Genomic DNA, 17,394 nt, shown 5'->3' on the forward strand with positions numbered 1-17,394 from the left:
AACGCACTCGTCCGCCCCGCCGGGCACGGCGGGGCGGACGAGGACGGTACGTCGAGGCGGGCGCCGGACGGCTACGTGGCCGCCCGCCGCGGGGGTGTCGTCAGCGGCTGCCCTCGAGCTGGCCGCGCAGCTTGCCGAGCGCGCGGGCGAGCAGGCGGGAGACGTGCATCTGGGAGACGCCGACCTGCGTGGCGATCTCGCTCTGGGTGAGGTTGCCGTAGAAGCGGAGGGTGAGGATCTTCTGCTCCCGCTCGTCGAGGGTGGCGAGCGCCGGGCCGAGGGCGACCCGCAGCTCGGCCAGCTCGAACTCGTTGTCCTCGGCGCCGAGGGTGTCGCCCAGCTCGGTGGCGCTGTCGCCGTCGCCGATGGGGGTGGACAGGGAGACCGCGTTGTAGGCGCGGGCGCCTTCGAGGCCTTCCAGGACCTCTTCCTCGGTGACGCCGAGGTGGGTGGCGATGTCGGCGACCGTCGGCGCGCGGTTGAGCGTCTGGGTGAGGGTGCCGTTGGCCTCGGAGATGCGCAGCCGCAGCTCCTGCAGGCGGCGCGGCACGCGGATGTTCCAGGTGCGGTCGCGGAAGTGACGCTTGATCTCACCGAGGATCGTCGGGATGGCGAAGCCGGCGAAGTCCACGCCCCGGGAGGCGTCGAACCGGTCCACGGCCTTGATCAGCCCGAGGGCGGCGGTCTGGGCCAGGTCCCCGTTGGGCTCGCCGCGCCCGCTGTAGCGGAAGGCGAGGTGGTGGGCCAGCGGCAGCCACGCCTCGATCACCCGCGCCCGCAGCGCCGGCCGGTCGGGGTGCCCCTCCGGCAGGGCGGCGAGGGCGGCGGTCAGCTCACTCGCGCGGGTCTCGTCACCGGGGGCCGTGGTGGCGGCGTCGGTGGTGGTGGTCGGCGCGGTCGTCGTGGTGATCATGCTGCCCTTCCTGTCCTACGATGCGGCGACGCCGGGTACCGGCGACCGCAGTGCCACCACCCTAGACCAACGGCCGTCGCCATATCAACCGAACGGCCGATGGATAAAAGTGACACAAACCCCCGAACGAGGCGCTAACCATGTGGTCCCCGCCACGCGCAGCTGATGCCGCCGTGGCTCAGGAGGCCGCCGGCCCCACGTGGAGCCGGCTCACCGTCTCGGCGACGCAGACCGGCTTGCCGCCGGCGTCGCACTCCACGGTCGCGGCGGTGACCAGCTGCACGCCGTCGGCCACCGGCGACACCTCGGCGATGGTGGCGACGGCCCGGACCGCCGTGCCGACCCGCAGCGGGGCGGGGAACCGCACCCGGTTCAGCCCGTAGTTGACGCCCATCCGCACGCCCCGCACCCGGTAGAGCCGCCCCACCAGCGCCGGCAGCAGCGACAGGGTGAGGAAGCCGTGCGCGATCGTGCCCCCGTACGGGCCGGCGGCGGCCCGCTCCGGGTCGAGGTGGATCCACTGGTGGTCGTCGGTGGCGTCGGCGAACAGGTCGACGCGCCCCTGCTCGATGCGCTGCCACGGCCCCGGGCCGAGGGTCTCCCCGACCGCGGCGGCCAGCTCGTCGACGGAGTCGAAGGTCCTCATGCCAGGTGCCCTCCCAGTCGGGTGTAGCCGCGCAGCAGGTCCCGGGCGATGATGAGCCGCTGCATCTCGTCGGTGCCCTCGAAGATCCGGTAGAGCCGGACCTGCCGGTACCACCGCTCGACGGGCAGCTCCCGGGTGTAGCCCATGCCGCCGTGGATCTGCAGCACCCGGTCGACCACCCGGTTGACCATGCCGGCGCCGTAGAGCTTCGCCATCGACGAGGCGTGCCGGGGATCCATACCCTGGTCCACCGTCCAGGCAGCCCGCAGGATGAGCCAGCGGGCCGCCTCCAGCTCGGTCTCGGAGTCGGCGATCATCCACTGGATCGCCTGGTTGTCGCCGATGGGCCGGCCGAACGTCTGCCGGGTGGTGGCGTGGTCGATCGCCATCCGCAGCGCCCGCTCGGCGATGCCCACGGCGTGCGAGGGGATGGTGTAGCGGCCCTTGCCGATCCACTCCATCGCGAGCGCGAAGCCCTGGCCGGGCTCGCCGAGGATGTTGCGCTCCGGCACCCGTACGTCGTCGAAGACCAGCGCGGCCGGGCCGCCCTCGCCCATGGTCTGGATGAACTCCGAGCGCCAGCCCATCGCCCGGTCCACCAGGAAGGCCGTGGCGCCGCCGTTGCGGGCGCCCTTCTCCCGGTCGGTCACCGCGATGACGATGGCGAAGTCGGCCTCGTTGCCGCCGGTGATGAAGGTCTTCTCGCCGTTGAGCACCCAGTCGCCGCCGTCGCGGCGGGCGCTGAGCCGGATGTTGGCGGCGTCGGACCCGGCGCCCGGCTCGGTGATCGCGAAGCAGCTGCGCCGCTCCCCCTCGATCGTCGGGAGCAGGAACTCCCGCTTCTGCTCGTCGTTGGCCCGGAACAGGATGTTGTCGGCCTCGCCGCCGAAGCGGAACGGCACGTACGAGCGGCCGAGCTCGGTCCAGATCAGCGACTGGGTGACGGCTGGCAGGTCCATGCCGCCGTACTCCTCGGGGGTGGCCAGCCCCCAGAAGCCGAACGCCCGCGCCTTGAGCTGCAACTCGCGCAGCTCGTCCGGCTCCAGCCCGGGCCGGTGGGCGCGTTCGCGCCGCAGCAGCTCCGGCTCCAGCGGCATGACCTCCCTGGCGATGAAGTCGCGGGCCGTGTCGCGGATGGCCCGTTCGGTGTCCGAGAGCGCGAAGTCCATGTCCCCTCCGGGGTCGGTGCGGAGCTACGCGCGGCTCAGCGCGCGCCGCCGTTGACGTACAGGGTCTGGCCGCTGACGTACGAGGCGTCGTCGCTGGCCAGGAAGGCGATCACCGAGGCGATCTCGGCGGGCTGGGCGACGCGGCGCAGCGGGGTGTGCTCGGCGACCGCCCGCTGGTGCTCCTCGGGGCTGCTGCCCACCCGCTCGGCGGTGGCCGCGGTCATCGCGGTGGCCACGTAGCCGGGCGCGACCGCGTTCACGGTGACGTTGAACGGGCCCAGCTCGACGGCCAGCGTGGCGGTGAGGCCCTGCACGCCGGCCTTGGCCGCCGCGTAGTTGACCTGGCCCCGGTTGCCCAGCGCGGAGCGGCTGCTGAGGTTGACGATCCGGCCGTAGCGGGCCGCCACCATGTGCTGCTGCGCCGCCTGGCAGCAGAGGAACATGCTCGTCAGGTTGGTGGTCAGCACCGCCTCCCACTCGGGCAGCGCCATCCTGAACAGCAGGTTGTCGCGGGTGATCCCGGCGTTGTTGACGAGCACGTGCAGCCCGCCGTACGCCTGGACCACCTGGTCGGTCATGGCGGTGACCGCCTCGGCGTCGGTCACGTCGCAGCCGATGCCGACGGCCCGGCCACCGGCGGCGGCGATCTCGTCGGCGACGGCCCCGGCGCGCGCGGCGTCGAGGTCCACCACCGCGACCGCCGCGCCCTCGGCGGCGAGCCGGTGCGCGGTGGCCGCGCCGATGCCCTGCGCGGCGCCGGTGACGACGGCGACCCGGTCGGCGAATCTGGTCACGGTTCCTCCTGGCTCTAGAAGGCGTTGACGCCCGTGAGCGCCCGTCCGATGAGCAGCTGCTGGATCTGGCTGGTGCCCTCGTAGAGGGTGGCGACGCGGGCGTCGCGCAGGTACTTGCCGACGGGGTACTCGTCGATGTAGCCGTAGCCGCCGAAGACCTGCACCGCGTTGTTGGCCGCGCGCACGGCGGCCTCGCTGGCGAAGAGCTTGGCCATCGACGCCTCGGTGGCGAACGGCTCGCCCCGGTCGATCAGGTCGGCCACCCGCCACACCAGCAGCCGCGCGGCGTCGGTGTCGACGGCGATGGCGGCGAGCAGTTGCTGCACGAGCTGGTGGCCGGCGATGGGCTTGCCGAACTGGGTGCGCTGCCCGGCGTAGCCGACGGCCGCGTCCAGGCAGCCCTGGGCGATGCCGACGCAGCCGGCGGCCACGGACATCCGGCCCTTGGCCAGGGTGGCGAGGGCGAGCCGGAAGCCGGCGCCCTCCTCGCCGAGGAGTGCGGATGCCGGCACCCGTACGCCGTCGAAGCGCAGCTCCCCGGTGGCCTGCCCGCGCAGCCCCAGCTTGCCGTGGATCTCGCGGCGGGTCAGGCCCGGCGCGTCGGTGGGCACCAGGAACGCGCTGATGCCCCGGTGTCCGGGGCCGCCGGTGCGGGCGAAGACCAGCGCGACGTCGGCCGTGGTGCCGTTGGTGATGAACATCTTCGCGCCGGTGATCAGCCAGTCGGCGCCGTCGCGGACCGCTCGGGTGGTCAGCGCGGCGGCGTCGGAGCCGCTGTCCGGCTCGGTCAGCGCGAAGCAGCCGAGCGCCGCGCCGGAGCAGAGCCGGGGCAACCACTGCTCCCGCTGCCCGGCCGAGCCGTGCGCGGCGATCGACTTGGCGACCAGGCCGAGGGAGACCGAGACGATGCCGCGCACGGCGGAGTCGCCCCGGCCGAGTTCCTCCAGCACGAGGCAGTAGGAGAGGTGGTCGCCGCCCGAACCGCCGTCGTCCTCGCCGATGGTCAGCCCGAGGAAACCGAGCTGGCCGAGCTTGCCGACGATGTCCGGATCCACGGACTCGCGGCGGTCCCAGGTGGCCGCGTGCGGCACCACCTCACGGTCGACGAAGTCCGCGGCGAGCCGGCGGACCGCCGCCTGCTCGGCGGAGAGTTCCAGATCCATGAGGCTTAAACTAGCGGTGCAAGTTTAATTCCGTCCAGACCCGGTTGTGGCAGAGTTTGCGGCGCAGGACCCGAGCGAAGGAGGACCGGATGCCCCGGCCGCGGCAGGCGCTGCTCAGCCGGCAGCGGATCGTCGAGACCGCCGCCGCGCTGATCGACGCCGAAGGGCTGGAGGGCTTCTCCACCCGCCGGCTCGCCGCCGAACTCGGGGTACGCGGACCGTCGCTCTACAACCACTTCGCCACCAAGGACGAGATCCTCGACGCGGTGGCCGACAGCGTCACCGGCCAGGTGGACGTGTCCTTCTTCGGCAGCGTCGACTGGCGCGAGGCGCTGCGCCGCTGGGGGCACTCCTACCGGGCGGCGCTGGCCGCGCACCCGAACATCGTGCCGTACCTGGCCCGGGGGCCGGGGCGCCGGCCGGCGGCGCTGGCCATGGCCGACGCCGTCTACGGCGGACTGGTCGCCGCCGGGTGGCCGCCGGCCCGGGCGACCCACGTCGGCGCGCTCATGCGCTACTTCGTGGCCGGCTCGGCGCTGGGCTCGTTCGCGCGGGGCTTCGTCGAGGACCCCGGGCTGTACGCGGAGCAGTACCCGCACCTGACCCAGGCCCACCGGCTGGCCGAGCACCAGCAGCGGGTGGACGAGGGCGCCTTCGCGCTGGGCCTCGACGCGCTGATCCACGGGCTGTCGCGCACCTACGAGGAGCACATCGGGCCGCTGCCGCCCCTCCCGCCGGCCGACGACGCGTACTAGAGTCAAAACTTGCGCTGCTAGTTTCGGCCGACGTACGTGAGGGGCACGATGGATCTCGCACGGACCGACTTCTACCTGGACGGAGAGTGGGTCGCCGCCGGCGCCGGGGAGACCGTCGCGGTGCGCAACCCGGCGACCGAGGAGGTCGTCGCCGCCGTCCCGGCCGGCACGCCCGCCGACGTCGACCGCGCCGTCGCGGCGGCCTGGGCCGCCTTCCCCGGCTGGGCCGACGCCGCGCCCGCCGAGCGGGCCGCCCACCTGGACCGGCTGCACGCCGCGCTCTCCGCCCGGGCCGACGAGATCGCCCGCACCGTCGCCCTGGAACTCGGCACCCCGCTGAAGGTGGCCACCCGGGTCCAGACCGGCCTGCCGCTGACGGTCCTGCACAGCTACGTCGAGCTGGCCGCCCGCCCCCCGGCCGACGAGACGATCGGCAACTCGCTGGTGGTCCGGGAACCGGTCGGCGTGGTCGGGGCGATCACCCCGTGGAACTACCCGCTGCACCAGGTCGTCGCGAAGCTGGCCCCCGCCCTGGCCGCCGGCTGCACCGTGGTGCTCAAGCCGAGCGAGCTGACCCCGCTGACGGCGTACCTGCTCTTCGACGCCATCCACGAGGCCGGCCTCCCGCCGGGCGTGGTCAACCTGGTCACCGGCACCGGCCCGGTCGTCGGCGAGGCCATCGCCGCGCACCCGGACGTCGACATGGTCTCCTTCACCGGCTCGACGGCCACCGGCCGGCGGATCTCCCACCTCGCCGCCGACCGGATCGCCCGGGTCGCCCTGGAACTCGGCGGCAAGTCGGCCAACGTCGTCCTCGACGACGCCGACCTGGCCACGGCCGTCAAGGTGGGGGTCGGCAACGCCTTCCTCAACTCCGGCCAGACCTGCGCCGCCTGGACCCGCCTGCTCGTGCACCGCGACCGCTACGACGAGGCCCTCGACCTGGCCGCCAAGGCCGCGGCGGGCTACCGGCTCGGCGACCCGTTCGACCCGGCCACCCGGCTCGGCCCGCTGGTCTCCGCCGCGCAGCGGGAACGGGTCCGCGAGCACGTCGCCCGAGGGCTGGCCGACGGGGGCCGGCTCGTCGCCGGCGGGCCGGACGCCCCGCTGCCCGAGCGGGGCTACTTCGTCGCCCCGACGGTGATCGCCGACGTCGACCCCGACAGCGCCCTGGCCCAGGAGGAGGTCTTCGGCCCGGTGCTCGCGGTCATGCCGTTCGACGACGAGGACGAGGCCGTGCGCATCGCCAACAACTCCCGCTACGGGCTGGCCGGCGCGGTCTGGTCGGGCGACGAGGAGCGGGCGCTGCGGGTGGCCCGGCGGCTGCGTACGGGCGCCGTCGACGTCAACGGCGCCCCGTTCAACCCGCTCGCCCCGTTCGGCGGCTACAAGCAGTCCGGCCTCGGCCGGGAGCTGGGCCGGCTCGGGCTCGAGGAATTCCTCCAGGTCAAGGCCATCCAGCGATGAGGGCGCTGGTCGTACGGGCCGTCGACGCCCCACTGCGGGTGGAGGAGATCGAACTGCCCGCCCCCGGCCCGGACGAGGTACGCGTGAGCGTCCGGGCCGCCGGGGTCTGCCACTCCGACCTGTCCATGGTCGACGGGACGCTGGCGCCGCCGTACCCGCTGGTGCTGGGGCACGAGGCGGCCGGGGTGGTGCTCGCGGTCGGCGACGCCGTCACGCGGGTCGCGCCCGGGGCGCACGTGGTGCTGAACTGGGCCCCGCCGTGCCGCAGCTGCTGGTACTGCGGGCGGGACGAGCCGTGGCTGTGCGAGCGCACCGGGTCGCCCTCGGCCCCCCGGGGACGCACGCCGGCCGGCGAAGCGCTGCACGTCACGCTCGGCCTCGGCGCCCTCGCCGAGGAGGTGGTGGTGCCGCAGGAGGCGGTCATCGGAGTGCCCGCGGAGCTGCCCTTCGAGGCGGCGGCGCTGCTGGGCTGCGCCGTACTCACCGGCGTCGGCGCAGTCCGCCGCACGGCGAAGGTGGCCCCCGGCGAGTCGGTGGCCGTGATCGGCCTCGGCGGGGTGGGGCTGTCGGTGGTCGCCGCCGCGCGGGCCGCCGGTGCCGACCAGGTGCTCGCCGTCGACGTGTCCCCCGCCAAGGCGGAGCTGGCCGTCGCGGCCGGCGCCACCGACTTCCTGCTCGCCGACGAGACGCTCAGCCGGGCGGTCCGGGAGCGGACGGCAGGTCGGGGCGTCGACCACGCGCTGGAGTGCGTCGGGCGGTCGGCCACGATCCGCACCGCCTGGCGCGCCACCCGCCGGGGCGGTCAGGTGACAGTCGTCGGCATGGGCGCCAAGGACGACATCGTCGGGCTGGGCGCGCTGGACATCTTCCACTCGGCCCGGACGCTGCGCTCCTCGGTCTACGGCTCCTCCGACCCGGACCGGGACGTGCCCGAGCTCGCCCGGGCCGTGCTCGACGGCAGCCTCGACCTCGGCTATCTGATCACCGACCGGACCACCCTCGACGGCGCCCCCGAGGCATTCGCCCGCATGTCCCGCGGCGAGGGCGCCCGCACCGTAGTCCTCCCCACCCCCTGACCCACCCCACCCCACCCCGCCCCGCCCCGCCCCGCCCCGCCGCGCCGCGTCGCGTCGCGTCGCGTCGATCATGGACTTGTGGTGGGCGGTAGATGCCGATTGGCGGCTTTCGCGGGGCACCACAACTGCATGATCGACGCCGGTGAAGGCCGGGGGGAGGGAGGGGGCGGGCGGGGCTAGGAGAGGGCGCGGGCCAGTTGGGTGCGGGAGCGGATGTTCAGGCGGTGGAAGATGTTGCGGAGGTGATGGTCGACCGTACGGGTGGAGAGGAACATCCGGGCCGCGATCTCCCGATTGGTGGCCCCCTCGGCGACCAGCCGCGCGATCCGGAGCTGCTGGCCGGTCAGCAGTCGCGCCGCCGACTCCTCCGGCGGGCCGACCGACTCCCCGGCCGCCCGCAGCTCCGTGGTGGCCTGTTCCGCCCAGGTGGCCGCCCCGAGCAGGGTGAACGCCTCCCGGGCGGCATGCAGGTGTTCGCGCGCCGCGCGCGGTCGGCGGCTGCGGCGCAGTTCCCGGCCCAGGAGAAGCTCGGTGCGGGCCCGCTCGAACGCGCCAGCGTCCGTCGGGTGCAGCCGCAGGGCGGTGCGAAGCTCCCGCTCCGCCTCGGCGCTGCCCCGGGGCGCGAGCAGCCCGTGGCAGCGCGCGGAGAGGGCCCGGCGCGACGGGCTCGCCGTACTGCTGGCCCACCGGTCGAAGACGGCGAGGGCGGCGTTGGCCGCCGGCCGGTCCGCGACGGCGGCGGCCGCCTCCACCAGGTACGGGGTGGCCATCACCAGGACCAGCACCTGCCCCCGGCCCGTGCCCGGGCAGGCCAGCGCGGCCAGTCGCGCGGCGGCGGCGGCCGGCCGGTTGTCGACCAGGTCGAGCACCGCCAGGGCCCACTGCGCGAGGGCGCGGGGCCGGCTGTGCGCGCCCGGGTCCTCGCCGATCTCCCGGATCCGGCGCAGGGCGGTGTCGCGGTCGGCCCGGACGGCGGCCAGCACCGCCAGCATGCCCAGGTGTACGCCGGCCCAGTTCTCCTGGCCGACGTCCCGGGCGATCCGCAGCCCCTCCCGGGAGGTGTCCGTCGCGGCGTCGTGCCGGCCCAGCCAGTACTCGGCGGCGGCCCGCAGCTCCAGGGCGCGCGGCAGGGCGGACAGTTCGCCGCGCTCGCGGGCCAGCTCGACGGCGCGCTCGGCGAGCCGGTGCGCCGCGCCGTCCACGGCCACCAGCAGCCCGGCCGCCGCCGCGCAGGTCAGCGCCGCGGGGGTCGACGCCGGCCCGGTCAGCTGCCCGCCGAGGACGACGGCCCGGCGCAGGGCGGGCCCGGCCTGCTCGTGGTGGCCGCGCAGGGTCGCCGCAGTCCCGGCGACGTAGGCGCTCAGCAGCTCGGTGGCGGGCGGGTCGTCGGGGCGGCGCAACAGCTCCGCCCGCCGGGCCACGTCGGCGTAGCGGTACTGGTCGCCGGTGAAGCAGGCGGCCTCGCCCGCCCGCACCAGCGCGCCGAGGGCCAGCGCGCGATCGTCGGCGCCACCCCTGCTGGTGGCCGCGCGATCGGCGGCGGCACCCATGCCGGTGGCCGCGCGATCGGCGGCGGACAGGGTGCCGGCGGCGGACAGCAGCGTGGTGAACGCGGACCGGGGCCGGCCGGTACGCAATTCCAGCTCCCCGCGCAGCAGGTCGGCCCGGCCCGCCACCGCGGCTTCCGCCCCCGGGGGCAGCTCGCCCAGCAGCAGTCGGGCCCGGTGCGCCCGGCCGGCGGACCAGGCGTACCGGGCGGCGGCCACCAGCCGGGCGGCGGCGCGCGCCGGGTCGTCGGTGAGTTCGGCGGCCCGTTGCAGCGCGGCCGAGGCCGCCGTTGCCGCGCCCTCGCACTCGGTCACGGCCTGCTCCAGCTCGGCGGCCAGGGCCGGGTCGGGGCCCTGGGCGGCGGCGGCGAGGTGCCCCGCCCTGCGCAGCCGGTGCCCGGCCCCGTCGAGCACGCCGGCGAGCAGCAGGTGCGCCGCGCGCCGTTCCGCCAGCGGCGCGGCGGCCCGGACCACGGTCCGGACGAGGGGCTGGGGGAACGTGACCCGTCGCGGCTCGACGCGGACCAGGCCGGCGAGTTCGGCCGGCGCGAGCGCCTCGACCGCCGCGCCGGCGACCCGGGCGGCCCGGACCAGGGTGGCCGGCTCCCCGTCCTCGTCGAGCGCGGCGAGCAGCAGGACCCGGCGGGTGAGGGCCGGCAACCGGTCCAGCCGGGCCCGGTAGGCGCGGCCCAACCCGCCGTCGGGCGGGGGCGTCTCGGGCACCGGCTCATCCCCGCGGCACTGGCTCGGGGTGAGCACCTCGGCCAGGTCGACGAGGGCCTGCGGGTTGCCCCCGGCCGCGGCGGCGAGCGCGGCGGCCACGGGCGGCGCGGGTGGCCGGCCGGCCAGCCGGTCGGCGAGCAGCGCGGCGCTGTCCCGGTCGTCGAGCGGGCGGAGCCGGTGCCGGGCTATCCCGCCGAGGGGGACGTCCGCGGCCGTGGTGAGCAGGACGGCCACCGACGACCGGCGCAGGCGGCGGGCGACGAACGCCAGCGCGTCGGCGGTGGGCTGATCGCCCCGGTCCACGTCGTCCATCGTGCACAGCAGCGGGCGGTCCCGCGCGGCGGCGGCGAGCAGGCCGAGCACGGCCAGGGACAGCGCCAGGCGCCCGTGGGCGGGGCAGCCCGCGCCGGTCAGCGCCCGCAGCAGCATCCGCCGCTGTGGTCCGGGGAGCGCTCCGGCCCGGTCGAGCACCGGGTCCAGCAGCCGTTGCAGTCCCGCGTACGGCAGGCCAGCCTCCTCGGGCAGCCCGGTGCCGGCCAGCACGGTGCAGCCCTCGGCGTGCCGGTGGGCGTAGTCGACGAGCGCGCTGCGGCCGGAACCGGGCTCGCCCTGGACCAGCAGCGCTCCCCCGACGGCGGGCAGGTCACCCAGCAGGCGCCGGATCGCGGCGCACTCGTCGGCCCGGCCACGCAACACGGTTAATTGCACTGACGATGCAGTAACCATGCAATCGAGTGTCACCTATCGGTAGCCCGATGGAAAGACCGTCGGCACCGCCTTCCCGCGTCGCGCGTCAGCGCGGGCCGACGTCGGCCAGCAGGGCGGCGACCGTCCGGGTCATCACCGCGCGGGCCTGGTCCACGCCAAGCCCCAGCCCGTCGCGCAGCATCGACCAGGCCGGCCACATGCTCGCGGCCACCAGGGCGTGCACCAGCTGGTCGCGGTCAGGTCCGGCCTGTTCGAGCTCGGCGGCGAAGAGGTGCTCGACCTCGTCGCGGACGCGGGCGATGTGCTTGAGGCGGTTGCGGCGCAGCTGACCGGAGACCGGCTCGCGCATCTGGGCGGCGCGCGCCGACGGGGCGATGAGCTGGAGCAGCCGGGCCCGCTGCCGGCAGTACGCGTCGACCCGCCGGGCCAGCGGCAGCGCCGGCGAGATCGGCCGATGGGCGGCGTCCTGCTGCCGGAGCAGCTCCGCGCCGCTGGCCTCGAACAGCGTCTCCATGTCCTTGAAGTTGGTCCAGAGCGTCCGCAGCGAGATTCCGGCCCGCTCGGCGATGCGCTCGCCGGTCGGCCGCAGGTCGCCCTCGGAGATGAGCGCCAGGTGCGCCTCGACGATCGCCGCCCGGGTGCGTTCGGCCCGGGCGGTCCGGCCGTCGACCCGGACCGGCGCCTCGGCACCGCCCATCCGCGCCCGCCTCCTCATCGCCGTCACGTCCCCCGTACCGCCGCGCCGAGTCTAGCCGCGGGCGGCACGGCGACCGCCCGGCCCCGGCCCGGGCCCGGCGCGGTCATCCGGCGGGCCGGCCGGCGAGGCTGACCCCGCCGTCGAGGACGAGGGTCTGCCCGGTGATCCAGGCCGCGTCGTCGGAGGCGAGGAAGGCGACCGCGCCGGCCACGTCCCGCGGCAGCCCGAGGCGCCCTAGCGGGTACGCCCGGACGACCTCCCCCTCCCGGCCCTCGTGCAGCGCCGCCGCGAAGCGGGTCTTCACCACGGCGGGCGCGACAGCGTTGACCCGGACCTTCGGGGCGAGTTCGACGGCCAGGCACGCGGTGAGGTGGTCGACGGCGGCCTTGCTCACCCCGTAGAAGGCGATGCCGGGCGACGGGGTACGCCCGGCGATGGAGGAGACGTTGATGACGCAGCCGCCGCGCTCGCCCATCCCCGCGGCGACCTGCTGCACCCAACCGAGCGTGCCGACCAGGTTGACGTCGAGGATCTTGCGGGCCGCCGCCAGGTCCAGATCGACCAGCGGTCCGTACGCCGGGTTGATGCCGACGTTGTTGACCAGCACGTCGACCGGCCCGAACGCCCCGGTCACGGCGTCGACCGCCGCCCGCCGGTGCCCCGCGTCGTCGGCCCGGCCGGCGACGGCCACCGCGTGGGCGGGCCCGCCCAGGGCCGCGACCGCCTCGGCCAGGGCCTCCGGGTGCCGCGCGGTCAGTCCGACGCGGGCGCCCTCGGACACCAGCCGGCGGGCGACGGCCAGGCCGATGCCGCGACTGGCGCCCGTGACGAGGGCGACCCGGCCCGCGAGTCGCCCCGAATCTGCATTCACGATGCAGATAGTAGGAGGGCGATCGACACCAGTCAACGAAGGAACGTCGATGGACAGGTCACATTCCATTGACAGCATCCCGGCATAACAGCACTGTCGATGCAGAAAGTTCGCCCTCCGGAGAGGACTCTCCCATGCCCGAAGCCGTCATCGTCGCCGCCGCCAGGTCACCGATCGGGCGCGCGCACAAGGGCTCCCTGCGCGACCTGCGCGCCGACGACCTGGCCGCCACCATCGTGCGCGCCGCCCTCGATCAGGTGCCGGCGCTCGACCCGCGCGAGATCGACGACCTGATGCTCGGCTGCGGGCAGCCGGCGGGCGAGCAGGGCCACAACCTCGCCCGGGTGGTCGGCACCCTGCTCGGGCTGGACCACCTGCCCGGCACGACCGTCAACCGGTACTGCTCGTCGTCGTTGCAGACCACCCGGATGGCCCTGCACGCCATCCGCGCGGGCGAGGGCCACGCCTTCCTCTCGGTCGGGGTGGAGTGCGTCTCCCGCTACGACCGGGGCCGCGCCGACGGGCACCCCGGCACTACCAATCCCGCCTACGCCGGCGCCCTGGAGCGCACCGCGACCAGGGCGGCCGGAGACCTGTCGGGCTGGCACGACCCGCGCGAGGACGGCGAGCTGCCGGACGTCTACGTCGCGATGGGACAGACCGCCGAGAACGTGGCGCACCTGCGCGGGGTGTCCCGGCTGAGCCAGGACGAGTTCGCCGTACGGTCGCAACTGCTGGCCGAGAAGGCGATCGCCGACGGCTTCTGGGCCCGCGAGATCACCCCGGTCACCGTCCCCGGCGGGGCGGTGGTGGCCGCCGACGACGGGCCGCGCGCCGGGGTGACCCTGGAGGCGGTGGCGGCGCTGCCACCGGTGTTCCGGCCCGACGGCACGGTGACCGCCGGCAACTGCTGCCCGCTCAACGACGGCGCCGCCGCGCTCGTCGTGATGTCGGACGTACGGGCGCGCGAGCTGGGCATCACCCCGCTGGCCCGGATCGTCTCCACCGGCCTGAGCGCCCTCTCCCCCGAGATCATGGGGCTCGGGCCGGTGGCGGCGTCGCGGCAGGCGTTGCGGCGCGCCGGCATGGCAGTCGACGACGTCGACCTCGTCGAGATCAACGAGGCGTTCGCCGCCCAGGTGCTGCCCAGCGCCCGGGAGCTGGGGGTCGACTGGGACCGGCTCAACGTCAACGGGGGCGCGATCGCGGTGGGCCACCCGTTCGGCATGACCGGCGCCCGGATCACCACCACGCTGATCAACTCGCTGCGCTGGCACGACCAGGAGATCGGGCTGGCGACCATGTGCGTCGGCGGCGGTCAGGGCATGGCGATGGTCGTCGAGCGGCTGAGCTGACCGCCGACCGGGCGAGGCGGGCCGGGAGACCGACGCGCCACGCCCGGCCGGTGCCGGTGCGACCGGTCAGGAGGCCGTCGGCACCCCGTTGGCCGGCGGCGCCACCGGCGGGGCGGTGTGCTCGCGTACCGGCCCGTCGCCCTCGTCCGTCTCGTACGTCGGCCCGAAGTAGGACTGCGTCCCCCCGCTGACCCGGGTCAGCCGCTGCCCGCCGTAGCCGGAGTGGTCGGTGTCGGAGTAGCGCAGCGGGGCCAGGCCCGGCCCCTGGTAGCCACCCTTGGCGACGGCCTCGGTCACCGCCTCGCGGGTGAGGTCCTTGCCGGCGGCGAGGAGCACCTGCACGAAGAGGTAGCCGACCGCCATGCCGTAGACGGTGTTGCCGTCGAACGGCGCGTCCCCGTTGTACTCCTTGTTGACCCTGGTGAAGAGCTGGATCCACGGGTTGGCGGCGTCGTTCTGCATCGGCAGGTAGTTGGCGCCGACCATGCCCTCCAGCAGCCCGGCGTTGGCGCCGAGCTGCTTGGCCAGCGTCGGGTGGTCGCCGCCGACGTTGGAGACCAGCCACTGCGGCGTGAAGTTCAGCCGGGCGGCGGTGCCGACGGCCAGGGCGGTGAAGCCGGGCACGGTGGCGAGGACGACCACCTGGCAGCCGGCGGCCTTGAACGCGCCGATCTGGGGTGCCACGTTGGTGTTGCTGGTGACGTACGTCTGCTTCGCCGCCACCGCGCCGGCGCCGAGCACCTTCTCCACGCCGACCAGGCTGTCCCGGCCGAAGTCGTCGTCCTGGCCGAGGAAGCAGACCTTGCGCCCCGGCAGGCTGGTCTTCACGTGGTGGGCCAGGATCTTGCCCTCCACGGTGTAGTCGGGGTTGAAGCCGAACGTGCCCGGATACCGGTCGGGCTGGTCCCAGCTGCGGCTGCCGGAGGCGACGAAGAGGTCGGGCACCCGGTTGCTCTTGAGGAAGTCGAGCACGCCGGTGTGGGTCGGCGTGCCGAGCCCGTTGAGGATGGCGAAGACCTTGTCCTGCAGGACGAGCTGGCGGACCACCTGCTGGGTGTTCGCCGGGTTGTAGCCGTCGTCCATGATCTTGTAGGTGATCTTCCGGCCGTGCACGCCACCGTTGGCGTTGACGTGGTCGAAGTACGCCTTCGTGGCGGGCGCGATCTTGGAGTAGCCGGCGGAGGCCGGACCGGTGAGCGGCATGTGCGTGCCGACCACGATCTCGGTGTCGGTGACGCCGGGGACCGCCCCCCGGCCGCCGCCGTCGTCCTCGCTACAGGCGACGGAGGTGACGAGCAGGGCGATGGCGGTGGCGAGCGCGAGGCCGCGCCGTGCCGTTCGTGTCATGTCAGACACCGACCTTTCCTCGGTCCGGTTTGGTGGTGGGGTGCGGTGGTGGTGGGGTGCGGTGGTGGTGGGGTGCGATGGTGATCCGGTGTGGTGGTGAGGTGCGGGCGGTGTGGCACGGATGCGGGTGCCGGCCGGCCGGGACGGCTCAGGGCCGTCGTCGACCCGGCCGGCGCGCGGAGGTGGCGCGGGCCAGCCGGGACAGCAGGCCCTGGACGCCGCCGGGAGCGGCGATCATGACGACGACCAGGGTGAGCCCGAAGATCGCCAGCGGGAGGTTGCCCTCGACCCGCTGCGCGACCGCCGGCGACAGGGTGAGTTGCTCGGTGACGGCGTGCGTCAGGTCGGGCAGGGCCACCAGCAGGACGGCGCCCCAGGCCGCGCCGGCGAGGCTGCCCAGCCCGCCGATGACGACCGCCATCAGCAGGAACAGCGACAGCGTCAGCGAGAAGGCCCCGGGCGAGACGCTCTGCGCGAGGACCGCGAGCAGGGCGCCGCCGAGCCCGGCGCCGGCCGCGCTGACCACGAAGGCGAGGACCTGGGTGCGGGCGACGTGGATGCCGGCGAGGCGGGCGGCGACCTCGTCGTCGCGGACCGCCCGGAAGGTGCGGCCGTACCGGCTGCGGACCAGGTTGGCCAGCAGCAGCAGGGCCAGCAGGGTGGCCGCCGCGGTCAACCAGAGCTGCCAGCGCTCGTAGGGGAAGTGGACGCCGAGGGCCGCCGGCGGGGGCTCGACCGGCACCGCCAGCCCCTGCTCGCCGTTGAACACGCCGTCGAAGGTGACGGTCAGCGCCGGCACCACGACCGCCACGGCCAGGGTGACGCCGGCCAGGTAGGGCCCGCGCAGCCGGGCGGCGGCCACCCCGACCACGGCGCCCACCGCGAGGGCGGCCAGGACGGCCGCGCCCAGCGAGACCGGGAGCAGCCAGCCACCGGTCATCCCGGCGTCGGCGAACGCGTTCTGGCACAGCGCCACGGTGTACGCGCCGGTCGCCATCAGCGCGCCGTGCCCCAGCGAGAGCTGACCGTTGAGCCCGGTGAGGACGGTCAGCCCGGCGGTGGCGCACAGGTAGGCGGCCACGGTGGCGAGCTGGAAGTTGCGGAACGGCTCCAGTCCGTAGCTGGCGGCCACCAGCAGCAGCGCGGCGACGGCCGCGAGGCCGAGGTGGCGCAGCAGGGTCGAGCCGCGGCGGGGATCGGCGGGGCCGGTGCGGCCGACCCCCGCCTGCGTGTCCGGCGGGGTCACCGCCCGGGTGGCGCTCACACCCGCCTCGCCGCGACCGGGGCGAACAGCCCGGCGGGACGGACCAGCAGCACGGTCAGCAGCAGCACCAGCACCGCGAGGGGGGTGACGTCGCTGCCGGCGTAGCCGCTGACGTAGGAGAGCAGCAGCCCGACCGCGAGGCCGCCGACCACCGCCCCCGGTGGACTGTCCAGGCCGCCCACCACGGCGGCGGTGAACGCCGAGACGAAGACCAGGTCCATCGCGTGCGGGTGCAGGCCCAGCTCGGTGGGGATGACCAGCATGCCGGCCAGCGCGCCGACCCCGGAGGCCAGCGCCCAGCCGAGGGTGAGCATGCCGCCCACGTTCACCCCGAGCAGCCGGGACACCTCGGGGGCGAAGGCCGCCGCGCGCATCCGCAGGCCCACCGCCGTGCGGGTGAAGGTCCAGGCGAGCCCCACGACCACCACGGCCACCGCCGCGAAGACGAACAGGTCGTACGGCGACAGGACGGCGACGCCGCCCACGGTCAGCGGGTTGCGGGAGAAGGGCGTCCCGGCGGGCAGGAACTCGCTGCCGTACGCCATGCCGAGGACGGCCTGGATCAGCAGCACCAGCCCGAGCGCGACGATCACCGGGTTGAGCGGCGAGGTGTGGTCGACGAAGCGCATGACGACCAGGTCGACCGCCGCGCCGAGGAGCAGCCCGGCGCCGAGCGCGGCCAGGAAGCCCAGCCAGTACGAGCCGGTCGCGGCGGAGACGCTGTAGGCGACGTACGCGGTGGCGACGGCCATCGCGCCCTGGGCGAAGTTGACGATCCGGGCCGCCCGCCAGATGAGCACCAGGGCCAGGGCGAACGCGGCGAGGACCGCGCCCCTGGACAGTCCGTCGAGGGTGAGAAAGACGAAGCGGTCCAACGGTCCTCCCTTGCGGGGACGAGG

The 17,394-nt window shown here is 75.1% G+C and carries 15 protein-coding genes; 4 read left to right on the top strand and 11 right to left on the bottom strand.

The genetic code is table 11. The annotated features are described in order from the left end of the window. Positions 1-100: 100 nt before the first annotated feature. From ACN27A_RS07055 to ACN27A_RS07075, 5 genes are all read right to left on the bottom strand, one after another. Positions 101-913, bottom strand: coding sequence for a SigB/SigF/SigG family RNA polymerase sigma factor (locus ACN27A_RS07055; protein ID WP_421450529.1), 813 nt, complete (start codon positions 911-913; stop codon positions 101-103). Between the two features lie 178 nt (positions 914-1,091). Continuing rightward, positions 1,092-1,559, bottom strand: a complete 468-nt coding sequence (locus ACN27A_RS07060; protein WP_421450531.1) for a MaoC family dehydratase — start codon at positions 1,557-1,559, stop codon at positions 1,092-1,094. Beyond that, positions 1,556-2,728 (bottom strand): acyl-CoA dehydrogenase family protein, encoded by a 1,173-nt coding sequence (locus tag ACN27A_RS07065; RefSeq protein WP_421450533.1) that lies wholly within the window; start codon positions 2,726-2,728, stop codon positions 1,556-1,558. Before ACN27A_RS07065 ends, ACN27A_RS07060 begins: the two co-directional genes overlap by 4 nt. Before the next feature lie 35 nt (positions 2,729-2,763). After that, positions 2,764-3,522 (bottom strand): 3-oxoacyl-ACP reductase FabG, encoded by a 759-nt coding sequence (gene fabG / locus ACN27A_RS07070; protein ID WP_421450534.1) that lies wholly within the window; start codon positions 3,520-3,522, stop codon positions 2,764-2,766. A gap of 14 nt (positions 3,523-3,536) precedes the next feature. Next, positions 3,537-4,685, bottom strand: a complete 1,149-nt coding sequence (locus ACN27A_RS07075; RefSeq protein ID WP_421450535.1) for an acyl-CoA dehydrogenase family protein — start codon at positions 4,683-4,685, stop codon at positions 3,537-3,539. Positions 4,686-4,774: 89 nt separating this feature from the next. Here ACN27A_RS07075 and ACN27A_RS07080 point away from each other — a divergent pair, with 89 nt between their 5' ends. Genes ACN27A_RS07080 through ACN27A_RS07090 form a run of 3 tightly spaced genes read left to right on the top strand, consistent with a single transcriptional unit; the run spans position 4,775 to position 7,983 of the window. Further along, on the top strand, positions 4,775-5,440 hold the full coding sequence (locus tag ACN27A_RS07080; RefSeq protein ID WP_327028770.1) for a TetR/AcrR family transcriptional regulator: 666 nt from the start codon (positions 4,775-4,777) through the stop codon (positions 5,438-5,440). A 48-nt stretch (positions 5,441-5,488) separates the two neighbouring features. Further along, positions 5,489-6,907 carry an aldehyde dehydrogenase family protein gene (locus ACN27A_RS07085; RefSeq protein ID WP_421450537.1) on the top strand — a complete coding sequence of 473 codons (1,419 nt, stop codon included), beginning with the start codon at positions 5,489-5,491 and terminating at the stop codon, positions 6,905-6,907. After that, positions 6,904-7,983 (top strand): alcohol dehydrogenase catalytic domain-containing protein, encoded by a 1,080-nt coding sequence (locus ACN27A_RS07090; RefSeq protein WP_421450538.1) that lies wholly within the window; start codon positions 6,904-6,906, stop codon positions 7,981-7,983. The genes ACN27A_RS07085 and ACN27A_RS07090 overlap by 4 nt, the downstream gene beginning before the upstream one ends. A 176-nt stretch (positions 7,984-8,159) precedes the next feature. Here the strand turns inward: ACN27A_RS07090 and ACN27A_RS07095 are convergent, their stop codons facing one another. The 3 genes from ACN27A_RS07095 to ACN27A_RS07105 form a co-directional block, all read right to left on the bottom strand. Continuing rightward, a complete protein-coding gene (locus tag ACN27A_RS07095; protein ID WP_421450540.1) occupies positions 8,160-10,961 on the bottom strand; it encodes a LuxR C-terminal-related transcriptional regulator in 2,802 nt (933 codons plus the stop codon). 85 nt (positions 10,962-11,046) lie between these two features. Then, positions 11,047-11,658 (bottom strand): TetR/AcrR family transcriptional regulator, encoded by a 612-nt coding sequence (locus ACN27A_RS07100; protein ID WP_421450541.1) that lies wholly within the window; start codon positions 11,656-11,658, stop codon positions 11,047-11,049. A gap of 103 nt (positions 11,659-11,761) precedes the next feature. Beyond that, the gene (locus ACN27A_RS07105) at positions 11,762-12,529 is read right to left on the bottom strand and encodes an SDR family oxidoreductase (protein ID WP_421450543.1); all 768 of its coding nucleotides are present in this window, start codon (positions 12,527-12,529) and stop codon (positions 11,762-11,764) included. A gap of 134 nt (positions 12,530-12,663) precedes the next feature. On the opposite strand from ACN27A_RS07105, the gene ACN27A_RS07110 reads away from it, so the two are divergent. Then, on the top strand, positions 12,664-13,884 hold the full coding sequence (locus ACN27A_RS07110) for an acetyl-CoA C-acetyltransferase (protein WP_421450545.1): 1,221 nt from the start codon (positions 12,664-12,666) through the stop codon (positions 13,882-13,884). A 66-nt stretch (positions 13,885-13,950) separates the two neighbouring features. On the opposite strand, the gene ACN27A_RS07115 is transcribed toward ACN27A_RS07110, so the two are convergent. The 3 genes from ACN27A_RS07115 to ACN27A_RS07125 all read right to left on the bottom strand — a co-directional run bounded on the left by ACN27A_RS07115 (position 13,951) and on the right by ACN27A_RS07125 (position 17,370). Continuing rightward, positions 13,951-15,231, bottom strand: a complete 1,281-nt coding sequence (locus tag ACN27A_RS07115) for an ABC transporter substrate-binding protein (protein WP_421450547.1) — start codon at positions 15,229-15,231, stop codon at positions 13,951-13,953. 148 nt (positions 15,232-15,379) lie between these two features. Continuing rightward, positions 15,380-16,495 (bottom strand): branched-chain amino acid ABC transporter permease, encoded by a 1,116-nt coding sequence (locus tag ACN27A_RS07120; RefSeq protein WP_421450548.1) that lies wholly within the window; start codon positions 16,493-16,495, stop codon positions 15,380-15,382. After that, positions 16,492-17,370 carry a branched-chain amino acid ABC transporter permease gene (locus tag ACN27A_RS07125; protein WP_421450549.1) on the bottom strand — a complete coding sequence of 293 codons (879 nt, stop codon included), beginning with the start codon at positions 17,368-17,370 and terminating at the stop codon, positions 16,492-16,494. Before ACN27A_RS07125 ends, ACN27A_RS07120 begins: the two co-directional genes overlap by 4 nt. Positions 17,371-17,394 lie beyond the last annotated feature (24 nt).

It is taken from the genome of Micromonospora sp. WMMD737 (genome assembly GCF_049179055.1).
Lineage (GTDB): Bacteria > Actinomycetota > Actinomycetes > Mycobacteriales > Micromonosporaceae > Micromonospora > Micromonospora reichwaldensis.

Coding starts and splice junctions, on each gene's coding strand:
- ACN27A_RS07055 (WP_421450529.1), bottom strand. CDS start 913: ATGATCACCACGACGACCGCGCCGACCACCACCACCGACGCCGCCACC.
- ACN27A_RS07060 (WP_421450531.1), bottom strand. CDS start 1,559: ATGAGGACCTTCGACTCCGTCGACGAGCTGGCCGCCGCGGTCGGGGAG.
- ACN27A_RS07065 (WP_421450533.1), bottom strand. CDS start 2,728: ATGGACTTCGCGCTCTCGGACACCGAACGGGCCATCCGCGACACGGCC.
- ACN27A_RS07075 (WP_421450535.1), bottom strand. CDS start 4,685: ATGGATCTGGAACTCTCCGCCGAGCAGGCGGCGGTCCGCCGGCTCGCC.
- ACN27A_RS07080 (WP_327028770.1), top strand. CDS start 4,775: ATGCCCCGGCCGCGGCAGGCGCTGCTCAGCCGGCAGCGGATCGTCGAG.
- ACN27A_RS07085 (WP_421450537.1), top strand. CDS start 5,489: ATGGATCTCGCACGGACCGACTTCTACCTGGACGGAGAGTGGGTCGCC.
- ACN27A_RS07090 (WP_421450538.1), top strand. CDS start 6,904: ATGAGGGCGCTGGTCGTACGGGCCGTCGACGCCCCACTGCGGGTGGAG.
- ACN27A_RS07100 (WP_421450541.1), bottom strand. CDS start 11,658: ATGGGCGGTGCCGAGGCGCCGGTCCGGGTCGACGGCCGGACCGCCCGG.
- ACN27A_RS07110 (WP_421450545.1), top strand. CDS start 12,664: ATGCCCGAAGCCGTCATCGTCGCCGCCGCCAGGTCACCGATCGGGCGC.
- ACN27A_RS07115 (WP_421450547.1), bottom strand. CDS start 15,231: ATGACACGAACGGCACGGCGCGGCCTCGCGCTCGCCACCGCCATCGCC.